The sequence below is a fragment of the Pseudacidovorax intermedius genome, from assembly GCF_003350475.1.
Taxonomy (GTDB): Bacteria; Pseudomonadota; Gammaproteobacteria; order Burkholderiales; family Burkholderiaceae_C; genus Xenophilus; species Xenophilus intermedius.
The window spans coordinates 547,585-566,259 of sequence record NZ_QQAV01000001.1 but is presented as its reverse complement, the minus strand read 5'-3'; the positions used below and the strand labels follow the sequence as shown (position 1 = coordinate 566,259).

The window sequence follows — 18,675 nt, the reverse complement described above, 5'->3', positions numbered from 1 at the left end:
GTCTCCTTCTTGTTCAGGGCGTCGGCGCTTCGGCCCATTCGCGCAGCACGCGCCGCAGGACCTTGCCGTTGGTGTTGGTGGGCAGCTCGTCCAGCGCCACGATGCGCGCCGGGCGCTTGTAGGGCGCCAGCAGCGGGCGCAGGTGGGCCTGCAGCGCGGCGGCGTCGAGCGCCGCGCCGCGGCGTAACTCCACATAGGCCACGATGGCCTCGTTGCCGTCGTCCTCGGGGCAGCCGACCACGGCTGAGCGCTGCACGGCGGGATGCGTGTTTAGTGCCAGCTCCACCTCCGCCGGGTACACGTTGAAGCCCGAGCGGATGATCATTTCCTTCAGCCGGCCGACCACGAAGAGCGCGCCGTCCGCCGCCAGCTCGCCCAGATCGCCGCTGGCATACCAGCCGCCCGGGCGCATGGCGGCCGCGGTGGCCTCGACGTCGCGGAAGTAGCCGGGCATCAGGCCGCGGCCGCGGATCCACAGTTCGCCGCGCTCGCCCGCGGGCAGCGGCCGGCCCGTCGCGGGCTCCACCACCTGCAGCTCGGCCTCGGCCACGCGGTAGCCGGCGCTGGTGTCGTCGCGCGGCTCGCCCAGCCGGGTGATGTGCACCGAGCCCGCGTATTCGGACAGGCCGTAGCCGTGGTGCAGCACCTGGCCGAAGGCGGCTTCCACGCGCCGCTTGAGCGCCAGGTCCAGCGGGCCGGCGCCGGTGTAGAGGTAGCGCAGTTGCGGCGCCGCGGGCCGCGCGATGCCCGCGTGCTCCAGGTGCGCCAGCAGACGCGAGAACAGCGCCGGCGGGCCCTGCAGCTGCGAGACGCCTTCATGGGCCAGCGCATGCAGCAGGTCCTGCGGCTCGAACTGCGGCCGCATCACCAGCTGCGCGCCGGCCAGCAACGAACTGATCAGCACCGTGCCCAGCCCGAAGATGTGCGTCATCGGCACGAAGGCGTAGCTGCGGTCCTCCGGCCCCAACTGGCGCGAGGCGCCGGACACGCGCGCGAAGTGGAGCAGCGCGTCGTGGGTGAGCATCACGGCCTTGGGCCGGCCGGTGGTGCCCGAGGTGAAGATCAGCGCGGCCACCGCGCCGCGCTCGCCCGGCGTCGGGTCGGGCTCCGGCCGGGCGGCGGCACGGACGGCACTGCGATGCAGGCCGGGCAGCGCCGACGGCATGGCGCCCATCCGCGCGGCATGGGCGCCGGCGCTGTCGCTGGCCTGGCTCGTGAAGTACACCACCCGGGCATCCGCGGTGGCGTCGAAGCCTTCCACCTCGGCCGGTGCCATGCGGGCGTTGACGCCGCAGGACCAGGCGCCGACCCGGCTGCAGGCCAGGATCAGTGCCGCATGCTCGGGGCAGTTCTCGGCCACCACCATCACGCGGTCGCCGGGCCGCACGTCCAGCGCGCGCAGCTCGGCCTCGGCCACGTCGGTCAGCGCGCCCAGCTCGGCAAAGCTCAGGCTGCGCCCATCGGGCAGGTGGATGAAGGGCCGCAGCGGCGCATCGGCCAGCCAGCGGTCCAGGGCATGGTGCAGGCGGGTGGGCATGTCAATCCACCACGATGCCCTGAGTCACGGTGGACCACATCGCCCGCTCCTGCGCGGCGCGTTCGGCCAGCTTCTGCGGCGAGCCGGTCCACTCGTCGTAGCCCAGCTCTTTGAGGCGCCGGGCCAGGGCCGGCTGCGCCAGCGTGGCGGTGATGGCGCGGTTGAGGCTGTCCACCTTGGCCGCGGGCAGGTCCTTCGGGCCGTAGATGCCGTACCAGCCGCCCACGTCGAAGCCCTCCAGCCCGGCGATGCCCGACTCGGCCAGCGTGGGCACGTCCGGTAGCGTGGCATTGCGCTGCGGCGAGGTCACGGCGATGGGCCGCACCTTGCCCGCCGCGATGTAGGTGCCGGCGGTGCTGATGATGTCCATCATCATGTCGATCTGGCCGCCGATCAGGTCGGTCATGGCCGGCGCATTGCCCTTGTAGGGAATGTGATTGAGCGCGATGCCGCTGCGCTTGGCGAACAGCAGCACGCCCAGGTGGTTGGAGCCGCCGACGCCCGCCGAGCCGTAGCTCAGCTTGCCCGGGTGCGCCTTGGCGTAAGTCACCAGCTCGCGCGTGGTCCTGAAGGGCTCGTCGTTGTTGGCCACCAGCACGTTGTAGTAGCTCAGCACCGGCGCCACCGGCGTCAGGTCGCGGGCCGGATCGAAGGGCATGCGCGCCATCACGTTGGGGCTGATGGTGATGGTGGGGCTGGCCGCGAAGAAGAGCGTCAGGCCATCGGGCTTGGCACGCACCACCTCGCCGCCGGCCAGGGTGGCATTGGCGCCGGGCTTGTTCTCCACCAGCACCGGCGCGCCCAGCTCGCGCGAGAGCGCGACGGCCACCAGGCGCGCGCCCTGGTCCACCGGGCCGCCGGCCGCGTAGCCGACGACGAGGCGCACCGTCTGGTTGTCCTGCGCCAGGGCAGGCGACAGCGCGAGGGCGGCCGCAAGGGCCAGGGCGGCCTGCAGCAGCGGTCGCCGGGCAAAAGGGAGTCGGGGGCGGGCCATGGGTTTGTCTCCTTGTTGTCGAATGAACGGGTGGCCGATGGCAGGCCGGTGCTCAGGCGCGCTCGAACACGGCCGCGATGCCCTGGCCGCCGCCGATGCACATGGTCTCCAGCGCATAGCGGCCCTGGCGGCGCTGCAGCTCGTGCATCAGCGTGGCCAGGATGCGCACGCCCGTCGCGCCGATGGGATGGCCCAGCGAGATGCCCGAGCCGTTGACGTTGAGCTTGTGGTCGATGGCGTCCCGGTCCTGCCAGTCCCAGCCCTGCAGCACGGCCAGCACCTGGCAGGCGAAGGCCTCGTTGAGTTCGACCAGGTCCATCTGGTCCAGCGTGAGGCCCAGGCGCTGGAGCAGCTTCTTCGTGGCGGGCACCGGCCCGATGCCCATGTGCGAGGGCTCGCAGCCGGCCGCGGCCCAGCCCACGAGCGTGCCCATGGGCGTGAGGCCCAGCGCGGCCAGCCTGTCCTCGGCCACCACCAGGCAGGCCGCGGCGGCATCGTTCTGCTGGCTGGCGTTGCCGGCGGTGACGCTGCCCTCGGCCATCAGCGGCCGCAGCCGCGCGAGGCTCTGGGCGGTGGTGTCGGGGCGGATGCCTTCGTCGCGCGCGAAGCGCAGGGCCTCGCCCTTGCGCTGCGGCACCGTCACCGGCACCACCTCGGCGTCGAAGCGGCCGGCTTCCCACGCGGCGGCGGCGCGGGCATGGCTGCGCGCGGCGAAGGCATCGGCGGCCTCGCGGGCGATGCCGTAGTCGCGCGCCAGGTTCTCGGCCGTCTCGATCATTCCGGAGATGGGGCCGAAGCGGTGTTCCGGCTGCGAGCGCTCGCGCCCGCGTTCGAGCCGGTCGTAGAAGCGCACGTTGCCTGCGCGCGCACCCCAGCGCATGTCGGTGCTGTAGTACTCGATGTTGCTCATGCTCTCCACACCGCCCGCCAGCACCACGTCGGCCGCGCCGCTCTGCACCATCATGGCGGCCGTCACCACGGCCTGCAGGCCGCCGCCGCAGCGCCGGTCCAGCTGCATGCCGGGCACCTCCACCGGCAGGCCCGCCTGCAACGCGGCCCAGCGTCCCACGCAGGGCACCTCGCTGTTGGCATAGGACTGGGCGAACACCACGTCGTCGATGCGCGCCGGATCGACGCCGCTGCGGTCGACGACGGCGCGCACCACGGTGGCGGCGAGTTCCTCGACGGGCACGGGCCGCAGGCTGCCGCCGAAGGCGCCGACGGGCGTACGCAGGGGGGTGACGATGGCGGCTCGGCGCATGGGGACTCCTTGGGGCGATGAAGGGAAAGGCGGTCAATGGAAGGCCGCGCCGCACTGGCGCAGCAGCGCATGCGCCTCGTCGGCGAGGGCGGCGCGATGCTCGGGCGCGGCGATGTCGATCAGGCGCTGCACGCGGCGCGACAGCGGCTGGCCACGCAGGTCGGCCACGCCGTGCTCGGTGACGATGAAGCCGGCGTCGCTGCGGGCCGTGCTCACGGGGCCGGACAGGCGGGCCACGATGCGGCTGCGGCCCTGGTGCGTGGCAGGCAGCGCCACGATGGGCAGCCCGCCGCGGCTGCGTGCGGCGCCGCGCAGGAAGTCGGCCGCGCCGCCCACCGCGCCCACGTACACGCCGCCAGCGACCTCGGCATTGACCTGGCCGGTGAGGTCGACCTCGATGGCGCTGTTGATGGCGGCCAGGCGATGGCTGTCGGACAGGACCTGTGCATCGTGCGTGTAGCCGGTGTCGCGCAGCTGCAGGGCCGGGTTGCGATGGGCCCAGCGCCGCAGCGCGGCCGTGCCCATGAGGATGCCGGCGATGCCCGTGCCGGCATCGCGTGTCTTGCGGGCATGCGTGAGCACGCCGGCTTCGGCCAGCGCGGCCACGCCGTCGCCGGCCACGCCGCTGTGCAGGCCCAGGTCGCGGTGGCCGTGCAGGGCGGCCAGCACCGCCTCGGGCAGGTTGCCCACGCCCAGCTGCAGCGTGGCACCGTCCTCCACCAGGCCGGCGATGTGCGTGGCGATGGCCTGCTCGGCCGGGCCGGGTGCGCTGCGCTGCAGGTCGGGCGGCGGCTCGGTGGCGTCCACCAGCAGGTCGAAGTCCGCCCGCTGCAGCAGCGGGCCGCCGGCCGTAAAGGGCACGTCGGGGTTGACCTCGCCGATCAGCACGCGGGCGCGGGCGATGGCGGTCGGCAGGTATTCGCAGGCCAGGCCCAGGCTGAAGCGGCCCTGGGCGTCGGGCGGCGGCAGCTGCAGCAGCACCACGTCCGCGGCAAGCCGGCCGCCCGCGAGCAGCGTTGGCAGCTGCGAGTAATGGCAGGGCAGGATGTCCAGCACGCCGGCCTGGGCCAGGGCGCGGTGGGCGCCGCCGGCCGCATAGCCGAAGAAGTCCAGCACGTCGGCCTGCGCAGGCTGCAGCGTGTTTGACGCGGCGATGCCCACGAACACCCGCAGCCGCCCGCCGGCCGCCAGCGCATGGCGATGCGCCACCAGCGCGCGGGTGAGCGTCAGCGGCTCGGCGGTGGCCTGGCCCCACCAGAGCGTGTCGCCGGGGCGCACCAGCGACTGCAGCCGCTGCGCGAGCGCTGCCGTCGTCGTCATGCGTCGCGGTTCCAGTCGAAGCGCAGCGGTTGCTTGTCGCGGAAGCGCTGCACCGCGTCCTGGTGGTAGGGCGAGCCGCGGCACATCGTCTGTGCATAGGCCTCCATCTCGGCCAGGGCCGCGGCGTCCTGTTCGAAGGCGCGGTTCATGATGGTCTTGGCCATGCCAATGGCGGCGGTGGAGGCCTGGCCGAAGCGCCGGGCCAGGCCCAGGGCGGCGGCCTGCAGCGCCTCGGCGTCCTCCACCACCTGGTAGACGATGCCCAGCGACTGCGCCTCCTCGGCACCGAAGCTGCGGGCGGTGAAGACCAGCTCCTTGGCCTTCTGCCGGCCCACGATGCGCGGCAGCAGGTGCATGGCGCCCAGGTCCGGCACCAGGCCGATGCGGCCGAACACGGCGCAGAAGCTGGCGCGGCGCGTGGCCAGCACGAAGTCGGCCGCCAGCGCCAGGCTCAGGCCGGCACCGAAGGCGGGGCCGTCCACCGCGGCGATGACCGGCTTCTCCAGGTTCTCCAACGCCGGGAACCACTGGTGCAACTGGCGGATGCGGTCGCGCCAGGGCAGGCCGGTCTGGGCCGGGTCCAGCATCTGGCCGATGTCGCCGCCGGAGCAGAAGGCGCCGCCCGCGCCCCGCAGGATCACGGTGTGCACCTGGGCGTCGTCGCGCATGCGGGCGATGGCCGCGGCCAGTGCCGGGCGCATGGCCTGGCTCAGCGCGTTGCGCGTCTCGGGACGGTTGAGCGTGAGGGTGCCCACGCCGTCCTGCACCTCGGCGAGGATGGGGCTGTCGTCGGACATGGCGGGCGCGTCAGACCGGGTCCCAGCTGAACACGTCGGCCGAGCGGTCCATTGGCACGAAGGCGGCCTTGAGCGCGGGCATGCCGTGCTCGGCGATGAACTGCGGCGACCAGCCCTCGCTGCGGTGCACCGAGCGCAGCGGCCGCGGCTGGCTCATGACGAAGATCTCGTTGTTGCGCACCGCGAAGACTTGCGCATTGACCTCGGCCGCCGCGTCCGACAGCAGGTAGACGGCCAGCGGTGCGATCTTGCCGGGCGTCATCTGGCGCAGCTTCTCGACGCGGGCCTGCTGCTCCGGCGTGTCGGTGGGAATGGAGCCGATCATGCGGCTCCAGGCGAAGGGCGAGATGCAGTTGGAGCGCACGTTGAACTTCTGCATGTCCAGCGCAATGCTCTTCGACAGCGCCACCAGCCCCAGCTTGGCCGCGCTGTAGTTGGCCTGGCCGAAGTTGCCCACCAGGCCCGAGGTGGAGGTCATGTGCACGAAGGCGCCGCTCTCCTGCTCCTTGAAGTGGGTGGCCGCGGCGCGGCTCATGTAGAAGCTGCCGTACAGGTGCACGCGGATCACCGCGTCCCATTCGTCCACGCTCATCTTGTGGAAGAAGCGGTCGCGCAGGATGCCCGCGTTGTTGACCACGCCGTCGATGCGCCCGAAGTGGTCGAGCGCGCACTGCACGATGCGGCCCGCACTGGCCGCCTCCGAGACGCTGTCGGTGCTGGCGGCGGCCTGGCCGCCGGCGGCGCGGATCTCGTCCACCACGCGCTGGGCCGGGCCGGCGTCGGTGCCTTCGCCGGTGGTGGAGGTGCCGATGTCGTTGACCACCACGCGCGCACCCTCGGCCGCCAGCGCCAGGGCCATGTCGCGGCCGATGCCGCCGCCTGCGCCCGTGACCACCACCACCTTGTCCTGCACCATCTTCTGTCCGGCCATGTCTCGTCCTTGTCGGTTCTGATGGCAGGAGCTTCGCCGCATCGGGGTCGCCGCACCATTCGCCATTGCGAAGGCCGGGCTTCGGCTGCATGGAAGGGCACGCCTTCGCGCGCATGCCAAGGGCACGCCTTCGCGTGCATGCCAAGGGCACGCCTTCGCGTGCGGGGGAAGGGGCGCCTTCATCGATGCGAAAGCCCCGCTTCCACAAAGCCGGCTTGCCGCGGCGCCGGCGCCCGCCGACCATCACGGCCATGAAGAAGAGCCTCTTCGCGGCCCCGGCCGCCGCCACGCCATGATCGACAAGACGCTGTCCGACAACCACCACGACATCCGAGATGCCGTGCGCGCGCTGTGCGCCGGATTCCCCGACGCCTATTTCCGCGAGGTGGACGCGCAGCGCGCCTACCCCGAGGCCTTCGTCGATGCGCTCACCCGCGCCGGCTGGCTGGCGGCGCTGATCCCGCAGGAATACGGCGGCTCGGGCCTGGGCCTCACCGAGGCCAGCGTGGTGATGGAGGAGATCAACCGCTGCGGCGGCAACGCCGGCGCCTGCCACGGCCAGATGTACAACATGGGCACGCTGCTGCGCCACGGCTCCGAGGCCCAGAAGCAGCGCTTCCTGCCGCGCATCGCCAGCGGCGAATGGCGCTTGCAGTCCATGGGCGTGACCGAGCCCACCACCGGCACCGACACCACGAAGATCAAGACCACGGCCGTCAGGAAGGACGGCCGCTACGTCGTCAACGGCCAGAAGGTGTGGATCAGCCGCGTGCAGCATTCCGACTGGATGATCCTGCTCGCGCGCACCACGCCGCTGGCCGAGGTGACGAAGAAGTCCGAGGGCATGTCGATCTTCATGGTCGACCTCAAGGAGGCGCAGCAGCGTGGCCTGACCGTGCGACCCATCGCCAACATGGTCAACCACGAGACCAACGAGCTGTTCTTCGAGAACCTGGAGATCCCCGAGGAGAACCTGATCGGCCAGGAAGGGCAGGGCTTCAAGTACATCCTCGACGGGTTGAACGCCGAGCGCACGCTGATCGCGGCCGAATGCATCGGCGACGGCTACTGGTTCATCGACCGCGTGACGCACTACGTGCGCGAGCGCCAGGTCTTCGGCCGGCCCATCGGCCAGAACCAGGGTGTGCAGTTCCCCATCGCCGATGCCTTCATCGAGGTCGAAGCCGCCAACCTGATGCGCTGGAAGGCCTGCGAGCTGTTCGACGCGCACCAGCCCATGGGCGCGCAGGCCAACATGGCCAAGTACCTGGCGGCCAAGGCCAGCTGGGAGGCCGCCAATGCCTGCCTGCAGTTCCACGGCGGCTTCGGCTTCGCCTGCGAATACGACGTGGAGCGCAAGTTCCGCGAGACGCGGCTCTACCAGGTGGCGCCCATCTCCACCAACCTGATCTTCTCGTACGTGGCCGAGCATGTGCTGGGTCTGCCTCGGTCATTTTGAGACCACCCTTTTTGGACTTCCTCACTGCGTGTGGAAGTCCAATCTCCCTCAAGGGGCGCACCCGGCGGCCCGGCAGAGCCGGTTCCGCGGGTGCACTGGTATGGCCTGCTCCGCGGCCGTTCGATCGTGATTGCTGCGCCTCTCTTCCTTCTCACACACCCGCCATGAAGAACGACACCCCCGCCGCCGTCCACCCGCTGGCCGTCTTCGCCGCCACGCTCGACTGGCAGGATGTGCCCGTGCCGGTGCGCCGCCGCACCGAGGACTTGCTCGTGGACTGGTTCGGCTCGGTGCTGGCCGGCCAGGGGGCGCGGCCGGTGCGCAGCATCGCCGACTTCGCACTGGCGCAGGGGCCGGAAGCCGGGCCTTGCGAGGTGCTGGGCCACGCACGGGGCAGCGCGCCCATGGCCGCCGCGATGGCCAACGCGGCGGCCTCGCATGTGGCCGAGCAGGACGATGTGCACAACGGCTCCGTGTTCCATCCGGCGGCGGTGGTCTTCGCGCCCGCACTGGCCGTGGCGCAGCAGCGCGGCGCGAGCGGCAGCGATTTCCTGGCCGCCTGCGTGGCCGGCTACGAGGTGGGCATCCGCGTGGGCGAGTTCCTGGGCCGCAGCCACTACCGCGTGTTCCACACCACGGCCACGGCCGGCACGCTGGCCGCCGCCGCGGCAGTGGGGCGGCTGCTGCGGCTCACGCCGCTGCAGATGCAGCATGCCTTCGGCTCGGCCGGCACGCAGTCGGCGGGGCTCTGGGAGTTCCTGGCCACGGGCGCCGACAGCAAGCAGCTGCACACGGCCCATGCCGCCACCGCGGGGCTGATGGCCGCCTGCCTGGCGCAGGACGGCTTCACCGGCGCCGCGGACATCTTCACCGGCGCGCGCGGCCTGGCCGCCGGCATGTCCACCGATGCCGACCCGTCGCGGCTGGTCGATGGCCTGGGCACGCGCTGGGCCACGGCCGAGACCTCGTTCAAGTGGCATGCCTCCTGCCGCCACACGCATCCCGCCGCCGATGCGCTGCTGCAGCTGATGCAGGCGCACAAGCTGCAGGCGCAGGACATCGCTGAGGTGACCTGCCATGTGCACCAGGGCGCGCTGGACGTGCTGGGGCCGGTGGTGTCGCCCGTCACGGTGCACCAGAGCAAGTTCTCCATGGGCACCGTGCTGGCGCTGGTGGCGCGCTTCGGCCATGCGGGCCTGGGCGAGTTCGACGCCGGGTTCCTGGCGCCCGAGACGGTCGCCCTGCGCGAGCGCGTGACGATGGTGCTGGACGCCGAGGTGGACGCCGCCTATCCGCGCCGCTGGATCGGCAAGGTGACGCTGCGCACGACCGACGGCCGCGTGCTGCAGGGCCGCGTGGACGAGCCCAAGGGCGACCCGGGCAACACCCTGTCGCGCGAGGAGATCACGGCCAAGGCCCTGCGCCTGGCCGCCTATGGCAGCCCGGCCCTGCCGGCGGATGCAGCGGCCGCGGCGGTCGAGCGCCTGTGGGGCATCGAACAGCAGCCGCGCGTGGGCTGGCTGCTGGGCTGAGCCCGGCTTGAGCCTCGCGTCAGCCCAGGGTGGCGCGGGCGTCCATCGTCAGGTGGCCCTCGGCGTCGCGCGCCCACAGGTGCACCGTGCCATCCGCCTGCGGCGCACCGCAGACCTCGAAGCTGGCGATGTCGAAGGTGGGCTTCATCGCACGGAAGCTGAACTGCCGAACCGCGGCCTCCGGCCGGTGGCGGCGCAGCAGGTCCAGCAGCAGCGTGGCGATCAGCGGGCCATGCACCACCAGGCCGGGATAGCCCTCCACCGCGGTGACGTAGCGCCGGTCGTAGTGGATGCGGTGGCCGTTGAAGGTCAGGGCCGAGTAGCGGAACAGCAGCACGTCGTCCGGCACGATGCGGCGCACCCACGCGGCCTCGGCCGTGGCCGCCACGGGAGGCGGCGGGACTTCGCCGGGTGCCGGCATGTCGCGGTAGACGATGTCGTGGCGCTCCTCGATGGCGAGTTCGCCGTCGGCCTCGACGCGGTGGTCGACGTTGACGAACACCAGCGGCCCGGTGCGGCCCTCCTTCAGGCGCACGTCGGCGATGCGCGAGCTGCGCAGGAGGGCCTGCCCCACGCGCAGCGGCCGGTGGAAGCTGAGCTGGCTGCCCGCCCACATGCGCCGCGGCAGCGGCACCGGCGGCAGGAAGCCCCCCCGCTGCGGATGGCCGTCGGGGCCCAGCTCGGACTGCGGCGCCGCGGGCAGGAAGTACAGCCAGTGCCACAGCGGCGGGATCGGCGCGCCGGGCGCCTGGGGCGCGTCGTCGCGGTCCAGCGTGGCGGTGAGCGCGCGCAGCGGCGCGGCCGTGACCTGGTCGTGCAACTGCTCGGTGCGGCCGATCCATTGGCGAAGGTGATCGATGTCGAGGGGCTGGGGCATGCCGGTGTCTCCTTTACGGGCCGGCGTCGAGGCGCTGGCGAAACGCCAGATTCTGGTCAGCCGCGGGCTAGCTGTGAAATACTGATTCCGGCTATCGGCTAGATGCCATCCGGCTAGCGATGGGCCGCGCCGTGCGGGGCATGGGCGCCTGCAGGCCACCTGCGCATCCACCTCGTGCCGGCAGTGGCCATGCAGGCCGGCCTCTTCCTCCCCGAACCCCAGGACATCCCGACATGGAGCTTCGCCAACTGCGCCTGTTCGTTGCCGTGAGCGAGGCGGGCAGCCTGCTCAAGGCCTCGGCCCAGGTGCACCTGGCGCAGCCTGCGCTGGGCCAGCAGATTGCGGCGCTGGAGGCCGAGCTGGCGGCGCCGCTCTTCGTGCGCTCCAGCCGCGGCATGGCGCTCACGCCGGCGGGCAGCGTGTTCCTGGAACATGCCAAGGTGGTGCTGGCCGATGCCGAGCGGGCGCGCCTGGCCGTGCGCGAGGCGCTGGACGCGCCGCGGGGCGAGGTGGCCATCGGATTGCCCACCACCGTTGCGCTGGTGGCCACGCTGCCCCTCCTGCGCGCCTGCCGCGAGCGGCTGCCGCAGGTGCGGCTCAAGCTGGTGGAGGGCTACAGCGGCTTCGTGCGCGAATGGCTGCTGTCGGGCCGGCTGGACCTGGCGCTGCTCTACGGCGATGCCCCGGAGCCCGGCCTGGCCAAGCAGCCCCTGCTGGACGACCGCCTGGTGCTGGTGACCGGCGTGGCGGCGGGCCGGGTGCCCCGGCGCATCGGCCTGGCCTCGTTGGCGCGCTGGCCGCTGGTGCTGCCGGGCCGCGAGCATGGCCTGCGCCGGCTGATCGACGAGGCCTGCGCGCCCGCAGGCGTGCAGCTGGACGTGGTGGCCGAGATCGAGTCGCTGGGCAGTGTGAAGCGGGCGGTGGAGGAGGGCATCGGCAGCACCATCCTGGCGGCCGGCGCCGTGGCCGAGGAGGTGGCGGCGGGCCGCCTGCGCACCATCGCCATCGACAGCCCCGCCATGCGCCGCCGCGTGGTGCGCGTGCTGGGCACTGCACGGCCACAGACGGTGGCCTGCGCCGCGGTCGATGCGCTGGTGGTGGACGTGCTGCGGGACATGGCGCGCTCTTCAGCCTGGCCAGCGACCTGGATCGGGCCCTGAACCCGCGCGCTGCTCAGAAGTCGACCGTCGCGCTCACGTTGAAGGTGCGCGGCGTGCCCTGCACCAGGTAGCCGTAGCCCGGATAGCCGCCCACCGAGGCCCAGTAGTTGCGGTCGGTGGCGTTGTCGATGCGGGCGCGGAAGGTGACGGGCCGGCCGGCCACCTCGGTGAGGTAGCGCGCGCCCACGTCAAGGCGCGTCCAGCCGGGCGCGCGCAGGGTGTTGGCGGCGTCGGCATAGCTGCTGCCGTTGCGCACCACGCGGCCGGTGAGGGCCAGGCCCGGCACACCGGGAACGTCCCACTCCAGGCCGAGGCTGCCCTGGGCGCGCGCCACGCCGATCACGCGCTTGCCATCGGTGGTGGCGCTGCCGGTGTTCTTCTGCTCGGCATCCAGCCAGGTCACGCCGCCGAGCACGCGCAGTCCGCGGGTGATCTCGCCGAAGGTGTTGAGCTCCACGCCCTGGTGCCGGTCCTCGCCGCGGGCCGAGAAGATGCCGGTCGCCGCGTCCAGGTAGGCGCGGGGCTTCTCGGTGCTGAAGACGGCCACGGTCGCGCCGATGCGGCCACCGTCGTACTTGAGGCCCACTTCCTTCTGCTTGGAGACATAGGGCGCCAGCTGCTGGCCACCGTTGACGACCAGCACGCCGTTGGTCGTGGTGGGCGCCGTGTCGCCCTGCGCCAGGCCTTCGATGTAGTTGGCGTAGATCGACAGGTTGTCCTGCAACCGGAACACCACCCCCGCCACCGGGCTGGTGCGGCTCTGGTCGTAGCTGCTGATGCCCGTGCTGCCGGGCACGAAGCGACCGGCATTGGCGACCACGTAAGGGATGCTGGTGGATTCGATGGTCTGGTAGCGCGCGCCCAGCGTCACGCGCAGGCGGTCGTCCAGGAAGGACAGCGTGTCGCCCAGCGCCCAGCTCTTGAGCGTGGTGGTGCCGTTGAGCGCCGGGCTGGTGAGGTCGTTGCCCAGGTAGCTCAGGCCCGGCGCGATGCGCGGCACCGGCGTGTAGATGCTGCTCACGACCGAGGAGCCGGCGGCCAGGCCCATGGCATAGGCGTTCTTCTTCTCCAGGTCGTACCAGGAATAGCCCAGCACCCATTCATGGCCGACGCTGCCCGTGCGCAGCTTGCCGCGCAGGCCCAGCTCGGCCGTCTTCACGTCGTCCTCGCGGGTGTTGTCGAAGCGCGTGGCCGTGCTGGCGCCGGTGAAGGCGTTGTTGACCGTGGGATTGGCCAGCGCGTTGCTCTCCGCGCTGCGGCGAGCGCCGGCGGCGGCCCAGGCGGTGACGTCGGGCGTGATGTCGTACTCGCCACGCAGGGAGCCGAAGGTGTCGCGTTCCATCGAATAGGTCCAGGGCTGGGCGTAGTTGCTGCGGCCGTCGGGCGCGCGCGGCACCACGGTGACGGCGCTGCCCAGCGTCACGTTGGGCCGGGCCGCGTCGAGCCGGTGCTCCTGGTGGCCGATGTCGGCCGACACCCGGGCATCGCGGCCGCGCCAGTCCAGGCCCACCGACAGCGCGCTCAGCTTGACCGACTCGCCGTCGACGCCGGTGCCGCCGTCGCGGTGGGCGGCATTCACGCGCACGCCCAGGCTCTGGTCCGGGCCGAATCGTCGCGCGATGTCGGCGGCGGCATAGCCCTGCGAGCCGCTCGCGCCGCCCACCGTCAGCTGCGTCAGCGGCTCGTTGCCGGCGCGCTTGGGCAGCAGGTTGATGTTGCCGCCGATGCCGCCGCCCGAGGGCGTGGCGCCATTGAGGAAGGCGCTCGCGCCGCGCAGCACCTCCACCCGCTCGAACAGCTCCGAGGCGATGTACTGGCGCGGCAGCAGGCCGTACAGGCCGTTGTAGGCGATGTCGTCCGAATTCACGATGAAGCCGCGCATGAAGTACGACTCCTGGAAATTGCCGAAGCCGCGCGCCACCCGCACCGAGGGGTCGTTCTGCAGCACGTCGGCCACGCTGCGGGCCTGCTGGTTCTGGATCAGTTCCTGCGTGTAGGCCGTGGTGGCGAAGGGCGTGGCCATCAGGTCCACGGTGCCCAGCAGGCCGACCCGCCCGCCCCGAGCGACCTGGCCCCCGGCATAGGGTTTGGCCAGGCCCTCCGCCGAGGCGTCGGCGCTGGCCTCGACGGTGATGGTGGACAGCGTGCCGGCGGCTGCAGATGCCGCGGGCGCGGCGGATGCGGCGGGAGGGGTCTGCGCCGAGGCGGCCAGCGCCTGCAGGGCGAGGCCCGCGGCCAGGGCCAGCGGCCCCGGCGTGAAGAGTCGGATCATGGATGGGGTCTTGGAGCGAATGCGAATTGTTATTATTAGTTAACGCATCGTTAACGCAAGGCGGCGCAGGCGCAAGCCCGCCATTGCAGCGGGGCCATCTCTCCGGGGGTGCCGCGCAGGGGCTCGGGGTGTCAGCCCCTGCGTCTGCCGTTCTCGAAGACCCGCAACTCACCGGGCGCGAACGGCACCCAGGTTTCGTTCGTCGTCAGCGGCGCCGTCACCACCACCGCCACCCGGTCGTCGGGCGTGGTGTGCTGGGCGAAGTCCATCGACAGGTCCTCGTCGGCCAGTTGCGCAAGGGTGAAGGGATGCTGCCGCTCGATGGACCAGAGGTTCGTGGACGCGTGCGCCCACAGTGCCTGCCCGTTGGAGAGCAGGAAGTTGAAGGTGCCGTGCTTCGCGATGCGCGGCGCCAGCTCGCGCAGCGTGAGCGTCAGCTCGTCCACGCTGGGCACGTCGGCATGCGACTTGGCCAGCTCCTGCATCAGCCAGCAGAAGGCATGCTCGCTGTCGGTGCCGCCCACGGGATGGAAGTTGCCGTGCAGTCGCGGGCGGAAGTCCTTCAGGTCGCCGTTGTGGGCAAAGACCCAGTAGCGGCCCCAGAGCTCGCGCACGAAGGGGTGGCAGTTCTGCAGGTTGACCGCGCCCTGCGTCGCCTTGCGGATGTGGGCGATGACGTTGCGGCTCTTGATGGGGTAGCGGCGGATCAGCTCCGCCACCGGCGAGTCGCAGGCCGGCAGGTGGTCCACGAAGTGGCGCAGCCCGCGGTCCTCGAAGAAGGCGATGCCCCAGCCGTCCGCATGGTGGTCGGTGCGGCCGCCGCGCTGGGCGAAGCCGGTGAAGCTGAACTGCACGTCGGTGGGCACGTTGCAGTTCATTCCGAGGAGCTGGCACATGGCGGCGGCGGGGCGTTCGTGGGAAAGGGGGCTCAGGCCTTGCGGCCGGGGCGGTACAGCCCGCAGAGCTTGTGGCCGTCCGGGTCGCGCACGTAGGCCAGGTGCATGCTGCCGTCGCCACGGGGGCCGGGGGCGTCCTCGATGGCCGTGCCGCCATGCGCCACGGCCACGTCGTGGAACTGCTGCAGCTGCTCGGGCGACGTGCACTTGAAGCCGATGGTCGCGCCGTTGGAGACGCTGGGCGCTTCGCCATTGATCGGCTCGGTGATGCCGAAGGTGTTGCCGTCGTGGCGCCAGAACACGCGCTGGTGGCCGCCCGGGCCCGTGTTGCGCATGCCTTCGGGCGCGCCCAGCACGCCGAGCACGGCGTCGTAGAAGCGCTTGGCGCGTTCGATGTCCTGGCTACCGACCATCACATGGTTGAGCATCTGCGGGATCTCCTTCGTTGTTGTCGGGCGGCGTCGCCCGGGTTGGGGGAAAAAAGGCGGCCCCGATTAGACCCGAGCCGTCGGGTCGCGGCTGTCGCGCACACCGCAGTCAGAGCGAGCCGCGGTGGTGCCGCTCCCGCAGCTGCAGCGCCGCCAGCAGTGCCAGGCCGCACAGCGCCGCCAGGATCAGGAACACCTCGTCGAAGGCCGCCAGTCGCGCCGGGCTGCTCTGCAGCTGCGCCAGCGAATCGCCGTGTGCCGCAAGCCGCCATTCCAGCACGACGGCGCACAGGCTCACCCCGGCCGAGCCGCCCAGCTGCCGCAGGAAGCTGATGGCACTCGCACCCTGCGGGATCATGGCCTTGGGCAGCGGCCGCATCGAGCCGATGTTCAGCGAAGGCAGGATGAAGCCCAGCCCGATGCGCCCGATCACGGCGTACAGCGTCAGCAGCCACAGCGGCCCGGCCAGCGACAGCGTGGGCATCAGCGCGAAGCTGGCGGCCAGCAGCAAGAGGCCGGTGCTCACCAGCAGCCAGGTCGGGTGCCGGTCGGCCAGCCGGCCCACGCCGGCGATGGTGAAGGCCAGCACGATGCCGGCCGGCAGCATGATGGTGCCCACGTGCGAGGCCGACAGGTGCAGCGCCACCTGCATGAACACCGGCAGCAGGTAGGTCGAGCCGAACAGCGCCGTGCCGTAGATGAAGGCCACCACCGTGCCCATGGCGAACTGCCGGTGGGTGAAGAGGCGCATGTCCATCAGCGGCTCGTCGCCGCGCGCGGCCAGGCGCCGCTCCCACCACACGAAGGTGGCCAGCGCGGCGGCGGCCAGCACCAGCAGCAGCGCGGCCTGGCCGGGCGCATCGCCGCGCAGCTCCACCAGCCCATTGAGCAGGCACAGCGTGCCCGCGGTGCCAATGAGCAGGCCGCGCCAGTCCAGCGCGTGGCTGCGGCCGGCCTGGGCGCCGCCGGGCGCGGTGGGCGGCACGAACTTCCAGGCCAGCCAGAAGGCCGCCAGGCAGAAGGGCACCACCATGAAGAAGATCGAGCGCCAGCCCGCCAGGTCCACCAGCACGCCGCCGATGCTGGGTCCGATGGCGGGCGCCAGCACCACGCCCATGCCGAAGAAGCCACTGGCGCGGCCCTGCTCGTGCGGCTCGAAGGCGCGCAGGATGATGATGGCCGGGATGGGCTGCACCACGCCCGCCGCCAGGCCTTCCATCACACGCGCGGCCAGCACCAACGGGAACAGGTCGGCAAGCCCACCCAGCAGCCCGCCGGCCAGCAGCAGCACCATGGTGCCGACATAGGTGCGCCGATAGCCGAAGCGCGCCAGCAGCCAGGGCGTGGTGAGCATCGAGGCCGTCATCGCCACCATGAAGCCGGAGCTGACCCACTGCGCCCGCTCCTGCCCGAGGCCGAAATGCCGGCTCAGGTCGGGAATGGCCACGTTGACCACCGTGGAGGACATGATCGAGGCCATCGTCCCCACCATGACCGACAGCAGCAGCAGCCAGCGGTAGCGCGGCCCGTAACGCTGGCGCAGCGGCGAATGGACGGGGGCGGAGGCGGGGGGCTGGGGCGTGTGGGCAGTCATGGGGCGGGGGCCGTCGGGGTCGGGCCCCGACGCCGGAGCGGGTGGGGCCGTCCGGTCCTACAAGCATACGGGGCTTCGCCCGCCGAGCGGACCGAAGGGGCGGCCGAACAATGCCGGCCGTCCGGGGTGGAGCGGTGGGCGCGGGTGCCGTCAGGTACCTGCCGCATGGCGTGCGCATCCCGATTCCAGAATCGACGCACAACACGGGGAGTGCCCATGCCTGAATCCGACAGTTCTTCCGCCCAGGTGCACAGTGGCGGCTCGCTGGCCGACGAACTGGCCGCACCGGCCGTCAGCCGCGCCTACGTCTGCCAGTGCGGCCGGCCGGTCTACCTGCGCAACAGCCAATGCCTGGCCTGCGGCACGCCGCTGGGCTATGTGACCTCGCGCGTGGGCGTGCTGCCACTCGCGCCGACCGACGACCCGGAGCTGTTCACCGTCTTCGGCGAGCCGGACGGGCCGCGGTACCGGCGGTGCGCCAACTTCAGCACCGCCGCCGGCTGCAACTGGCTGGTGCCGGACGATGAGGAAGCCGAGCCGGGCCTGGCCCATACCCATGGCCTGGCGCCGGGCTTGTGCCTGGCCTGCAGCGCGACGCGCACCATCCCCGACCTGTCCGTGCCCGAGAACCCCGAGCTGTGGCAGAAGATGGAAGCGGCCAAGCGGCGCGTCTTGTCGCAACTGCTGGCGCTGGGTCTGCCGATCAGCACCCGCCTGGCCGATCCGGACCATGGCCTGGCCTTCGACTTCCTGTCCAACCTGCCGGGCTCGCCGCGGGTGCTCACGGGCCACCAGGACGGCGTGATCACCCTCAACATCGAGGAGGGCGACGACGCCCAGCGCGAGAAGACGCGCGCCGAGATGCGCGAGCCCTACCGCACGCTGGTGGGCCACTTCCGCCACGAGATCGGCCACTACTACTGGGATGTGCTGGTCGCGCCCACGCCCTGGCTGGAGGGCTTCCGCGCCCTGTTCGGCGACGAAACCGAGGACTACGGCCAGGCCCTGCAGCGCCACTACGAGAACGGCCCGCCGGCCGACTGGGCGCTGCGCTATGTCACCAGCTATGCCAGCACCCATCCCTGGGAGGACTGGGCCGAGACCTGGGCGCACTACCTGCACATGGCCGACACGGTGGACACGGCGCTCAGCTTCGGCGTCAATGCCGTGAACGTCGAACTGACCAGCGACCTGTTCACCCGCGAGGACCTGTGGCAGCCCGAGCACGAGGATGCGGACCGCTTCCTCGACTTCCTCAACGGCTGGGTGAGGCTGACCAACGTGCTCAACGAGCTGTCGCGCAGCATGGGCCAGCCGGACTTCTATCCCTTCGTGCTGCCGCATGCGGCGGTGGGCAAGCTGCAGTTCATCCACCAGCTGGTGACCGCGCAGCGCGGGCAGCCGGCCCCGGTCCGCGCCGAGGGCGGCGAGCCGGCGCCGGTGCAGGAGCCCCCGCCGGCCGGCGATCCGGTGCCGGTCCAGGATCCGTCGCCCGAGCCCTCTGCGTCGCAGCAGGACCAGGCGCCCGTCCCGGTCGAGGGCATCGCACCGATGCCGGCGGAGGCACCTGCCGCGAACGCGGACGACCCGCTCCCGCAGCAGCCGCTCGCCGCCTGA

At 71.9% G+C, this 18,675-nt stretch carries 15 protein-coding genes; 4 read left to right on the top strand and 11 right to left on the bottom strand.

Annotated elements, in window-relative coordinates; translation table 11 throughout:
* Window positions 1-13: 13 nt before the first annotated feature.
* Genes DFR41_RS02445 through DFR41_RS02420 form a run of 6 tightly spaced genes read right to left on the bottom strand, consistent with a single transcriptional unit; the run spans window position 14 to window position 6,825 of the window.
* Window positions 14-1,537, bottom strand: coding sequence for a class I adenylate-forming enzyme family protein (locus DFR41_RS02445; protein WP_114801571.1), 1,524 nt, complete (start codon window positions 1,535-1,537; stop codon window positions 14-16).
* A gap of 1 nt (window position 1,538) precedes the next feature.
* On the bottom strand, window positions 1,539-2,531 hold the full coding sequence (locus DFR41_RS02440; RefSeq protein WP_114801570.1) for a Bug family tripartite tricarboxylate transporter substrate binding protein: 993 nt from the start codon (window positions 2,529-2,531) through the stop codon (window positions 1,539-1,541).
* Between the two features lie 52 nt (window positions 2,532-2,583).
* Window positions 2,584-3,792: an acetyl-CoA C-acetyltransferase gene (locus DFR41_RS02435; protein WP_114801569.1), complete on the bottom strand. Its 1,209-nt coding sequence runs from the start codon at window positions 3,790-3,792 to the stop codon at window positions 2,584-2,586.
* A gap of 33 nt (window positions 3,793-3,825) precedes the next feature.
* On the bottom strand, window positions 3,826-5,112 hold the full coding sequence (locus DFR41_RS02430; RefSeq protein ID WP_114801568.1) for an acetyl-CoA hydrolase/transferase family protein: 1,287 nt from the start codon (window positions 5,110-5,112) through the stop codon (window positions 3,826-3,828).
* Window positions 5,109-5,909 carry an enoyl-CoA hydratase/isomerase family protein gene (locus DFR41_RS02425; RefSeq protein WP_114801567.1) on the bottom strand — a complete coding sequence of 267 codons (801 nt, stop codon included), beginning with the start codon at window positions 5,907-5,909 and terminating at the stop codon, window positions 5,109-5,111. The genes DFR41_RS02430 and DFR41_RS02425 overlap by 4 nt, the downstream gene beginning before the upstream one ends.
* 10 nt (window positions 5,910-5,919) lie before the next feature.
* Window positions 5,920-6,825 carry an SDR family NAD(P)-dependent oxidoreductase gene (locus tag DFR41_RS02420; RefSeq protein ID WP_114802157.1) on the bottom strand — a complete coding sequence of 302 codons (906 nt, stop codon included), beginning with the start codon at window positions 6,823-6,825 and terminating at the stop codon, window positions 5,920-5,922.
* Window positions 6,826-7,132: 307 nt separating this feature from the next.
* Here DFR41_RS02420 and DFR41_RS02415 point away from each other — a divergent pair, with 307 nt between their 5' ends.
* On the top strand, window positions 7,133-8,299 hold the full coding sequence (locus DFR41_RS02415) for an acyl-CoA dehydrogenase family protein (protein WP_114801566.1): 1,167 nt from the start codon (window positions 7,133-7,135) through the stop codon (window positions 8,297-8,299).
* A 164-nt stretch (window positions 8,300-8,463) separates the two neighbouring features.
* Window positions 8,464-9,831, top strand: coding sequence for an MmgE/PrpD family protein (locus DFR41_RS02410; protein WP_114801565.1), 1,368 nt, complete (start codon window positions 8,464-8,466; stop codon window positions 9,829-9,831).
* 19 nt (window positions 9,832-9,850) lie between these two features.
* Here DFR41_RS02410 and DFR41_RS02405 read toward each other — a convergent pair whose 3' ends face one another.
* Window positions 9,851-10,708 (bottom strand): HTD2 family dehydratase, encoded by an 858-nt coding sequence (locus DFR41_RS02405; RefSeq protein ID WP_114801564.1) that lies wholly within the window; start codon window positions 10,706-10,708, stop codon window positions 9,851-9,853.
* A gap of 233 nt (window positions 10,709-10,941) precedes the next feature.
* Here DFR41_RS02405 and DFR41_RS02400 point away from each other — a divergent pair, with 233 nt between their 5' ends.
* The gene (locus DFR41_RS02400) at window positions 10,942-11,868 is read left to right on the top strand and encodes a LysR substrate-binding domain-containing protein (RefSeq protein WP_114801563.1); all 927 of its coding nucleotides are present in this window, start codon (window positions 10,942-10,944) and stop codon (window positions 11,866-11,868) included.
* A gap of 13 nt (window positions 11,869-11,881) precedes the next feature.
* On the opposite strand, the gene DFR41_RS02395 is transcribed toward DFR41_RS02400, so the two are convergent.
* The 4 genes from DFR41_RS02395 to DFR41_RS02380 all read right to left on the bottom strand — a co-directional run bounded on the left by DFR41_RS02395 (window position 11,882) and on the right by DFR41_RS02380 (window position 17,058).
* Window positions 11,882-14,140 carry a TonB-dependent receptor gene (locus DFR41_RS02395; protein WP_114801562.1) on the bottom strand — a complete coding sequence of 753 codons (2,259 nt, stop codon included), beginning with the start codon at window positions 14,138-14,140 and terminating at the stop codon, window positions 11,882-11,884.
* A gap of 131 nt (window positions 14,141-14,271) precedes the next feature.
* Window positions 14,272-15,036: a class II glutamine amidotransferase gene (locus DFR41_RS02390; protein ID WP_043112487.1), complete on the bottom strand. Its 765-nt coding sequence runs from the start codon at window positions 15,034-15,036 to the stop codon at window positions 14,272-14,274.
* A gap of 32 nt (window positions 15,037-15,068) precedes the next feature.
* Complete coding sequence (locus DFR41_RS02385) at window positions 15,069-15,464, bottom strand: VOC family protein (protein ID WP_114801561.1); 396 nt, start codon at window positions 15,462-15,464, stop codon at window positions 15,069-15,071.
* A gap of 109 nt (window positions 15,465-15,573) precedes the next feature.
* Complete coding sequence (locus DFR41_RS02380) at window positions 15,574-17,058, bottom strand: DHA2 family efflux MFS transporter permease subunit (protein ID WP_114801560.1); 1,485 nt, start codon at window positions 17,056-17,058, stop codon at window positions 15,574-15,576.
* Window positions 17,059-17,274: 216 nt separating this feature from the next.
* On the opposite strand from DFR41_RS02380, the gene DFR41_RS02375 reads away from it, so the two are divergent.
* The gene (locus tag DFR41_RS02375) at window positions 17,275-18,675 is read left to right on the top strand and encodes a zinc-binding metallopeptidase family protein (RefSeq protein WP_114801559.1); all 1,401 of its coding nucleotides are present in this window, start codon (window positions 17,275-17,277) and stop codon (window positions 18,673-18,675) included.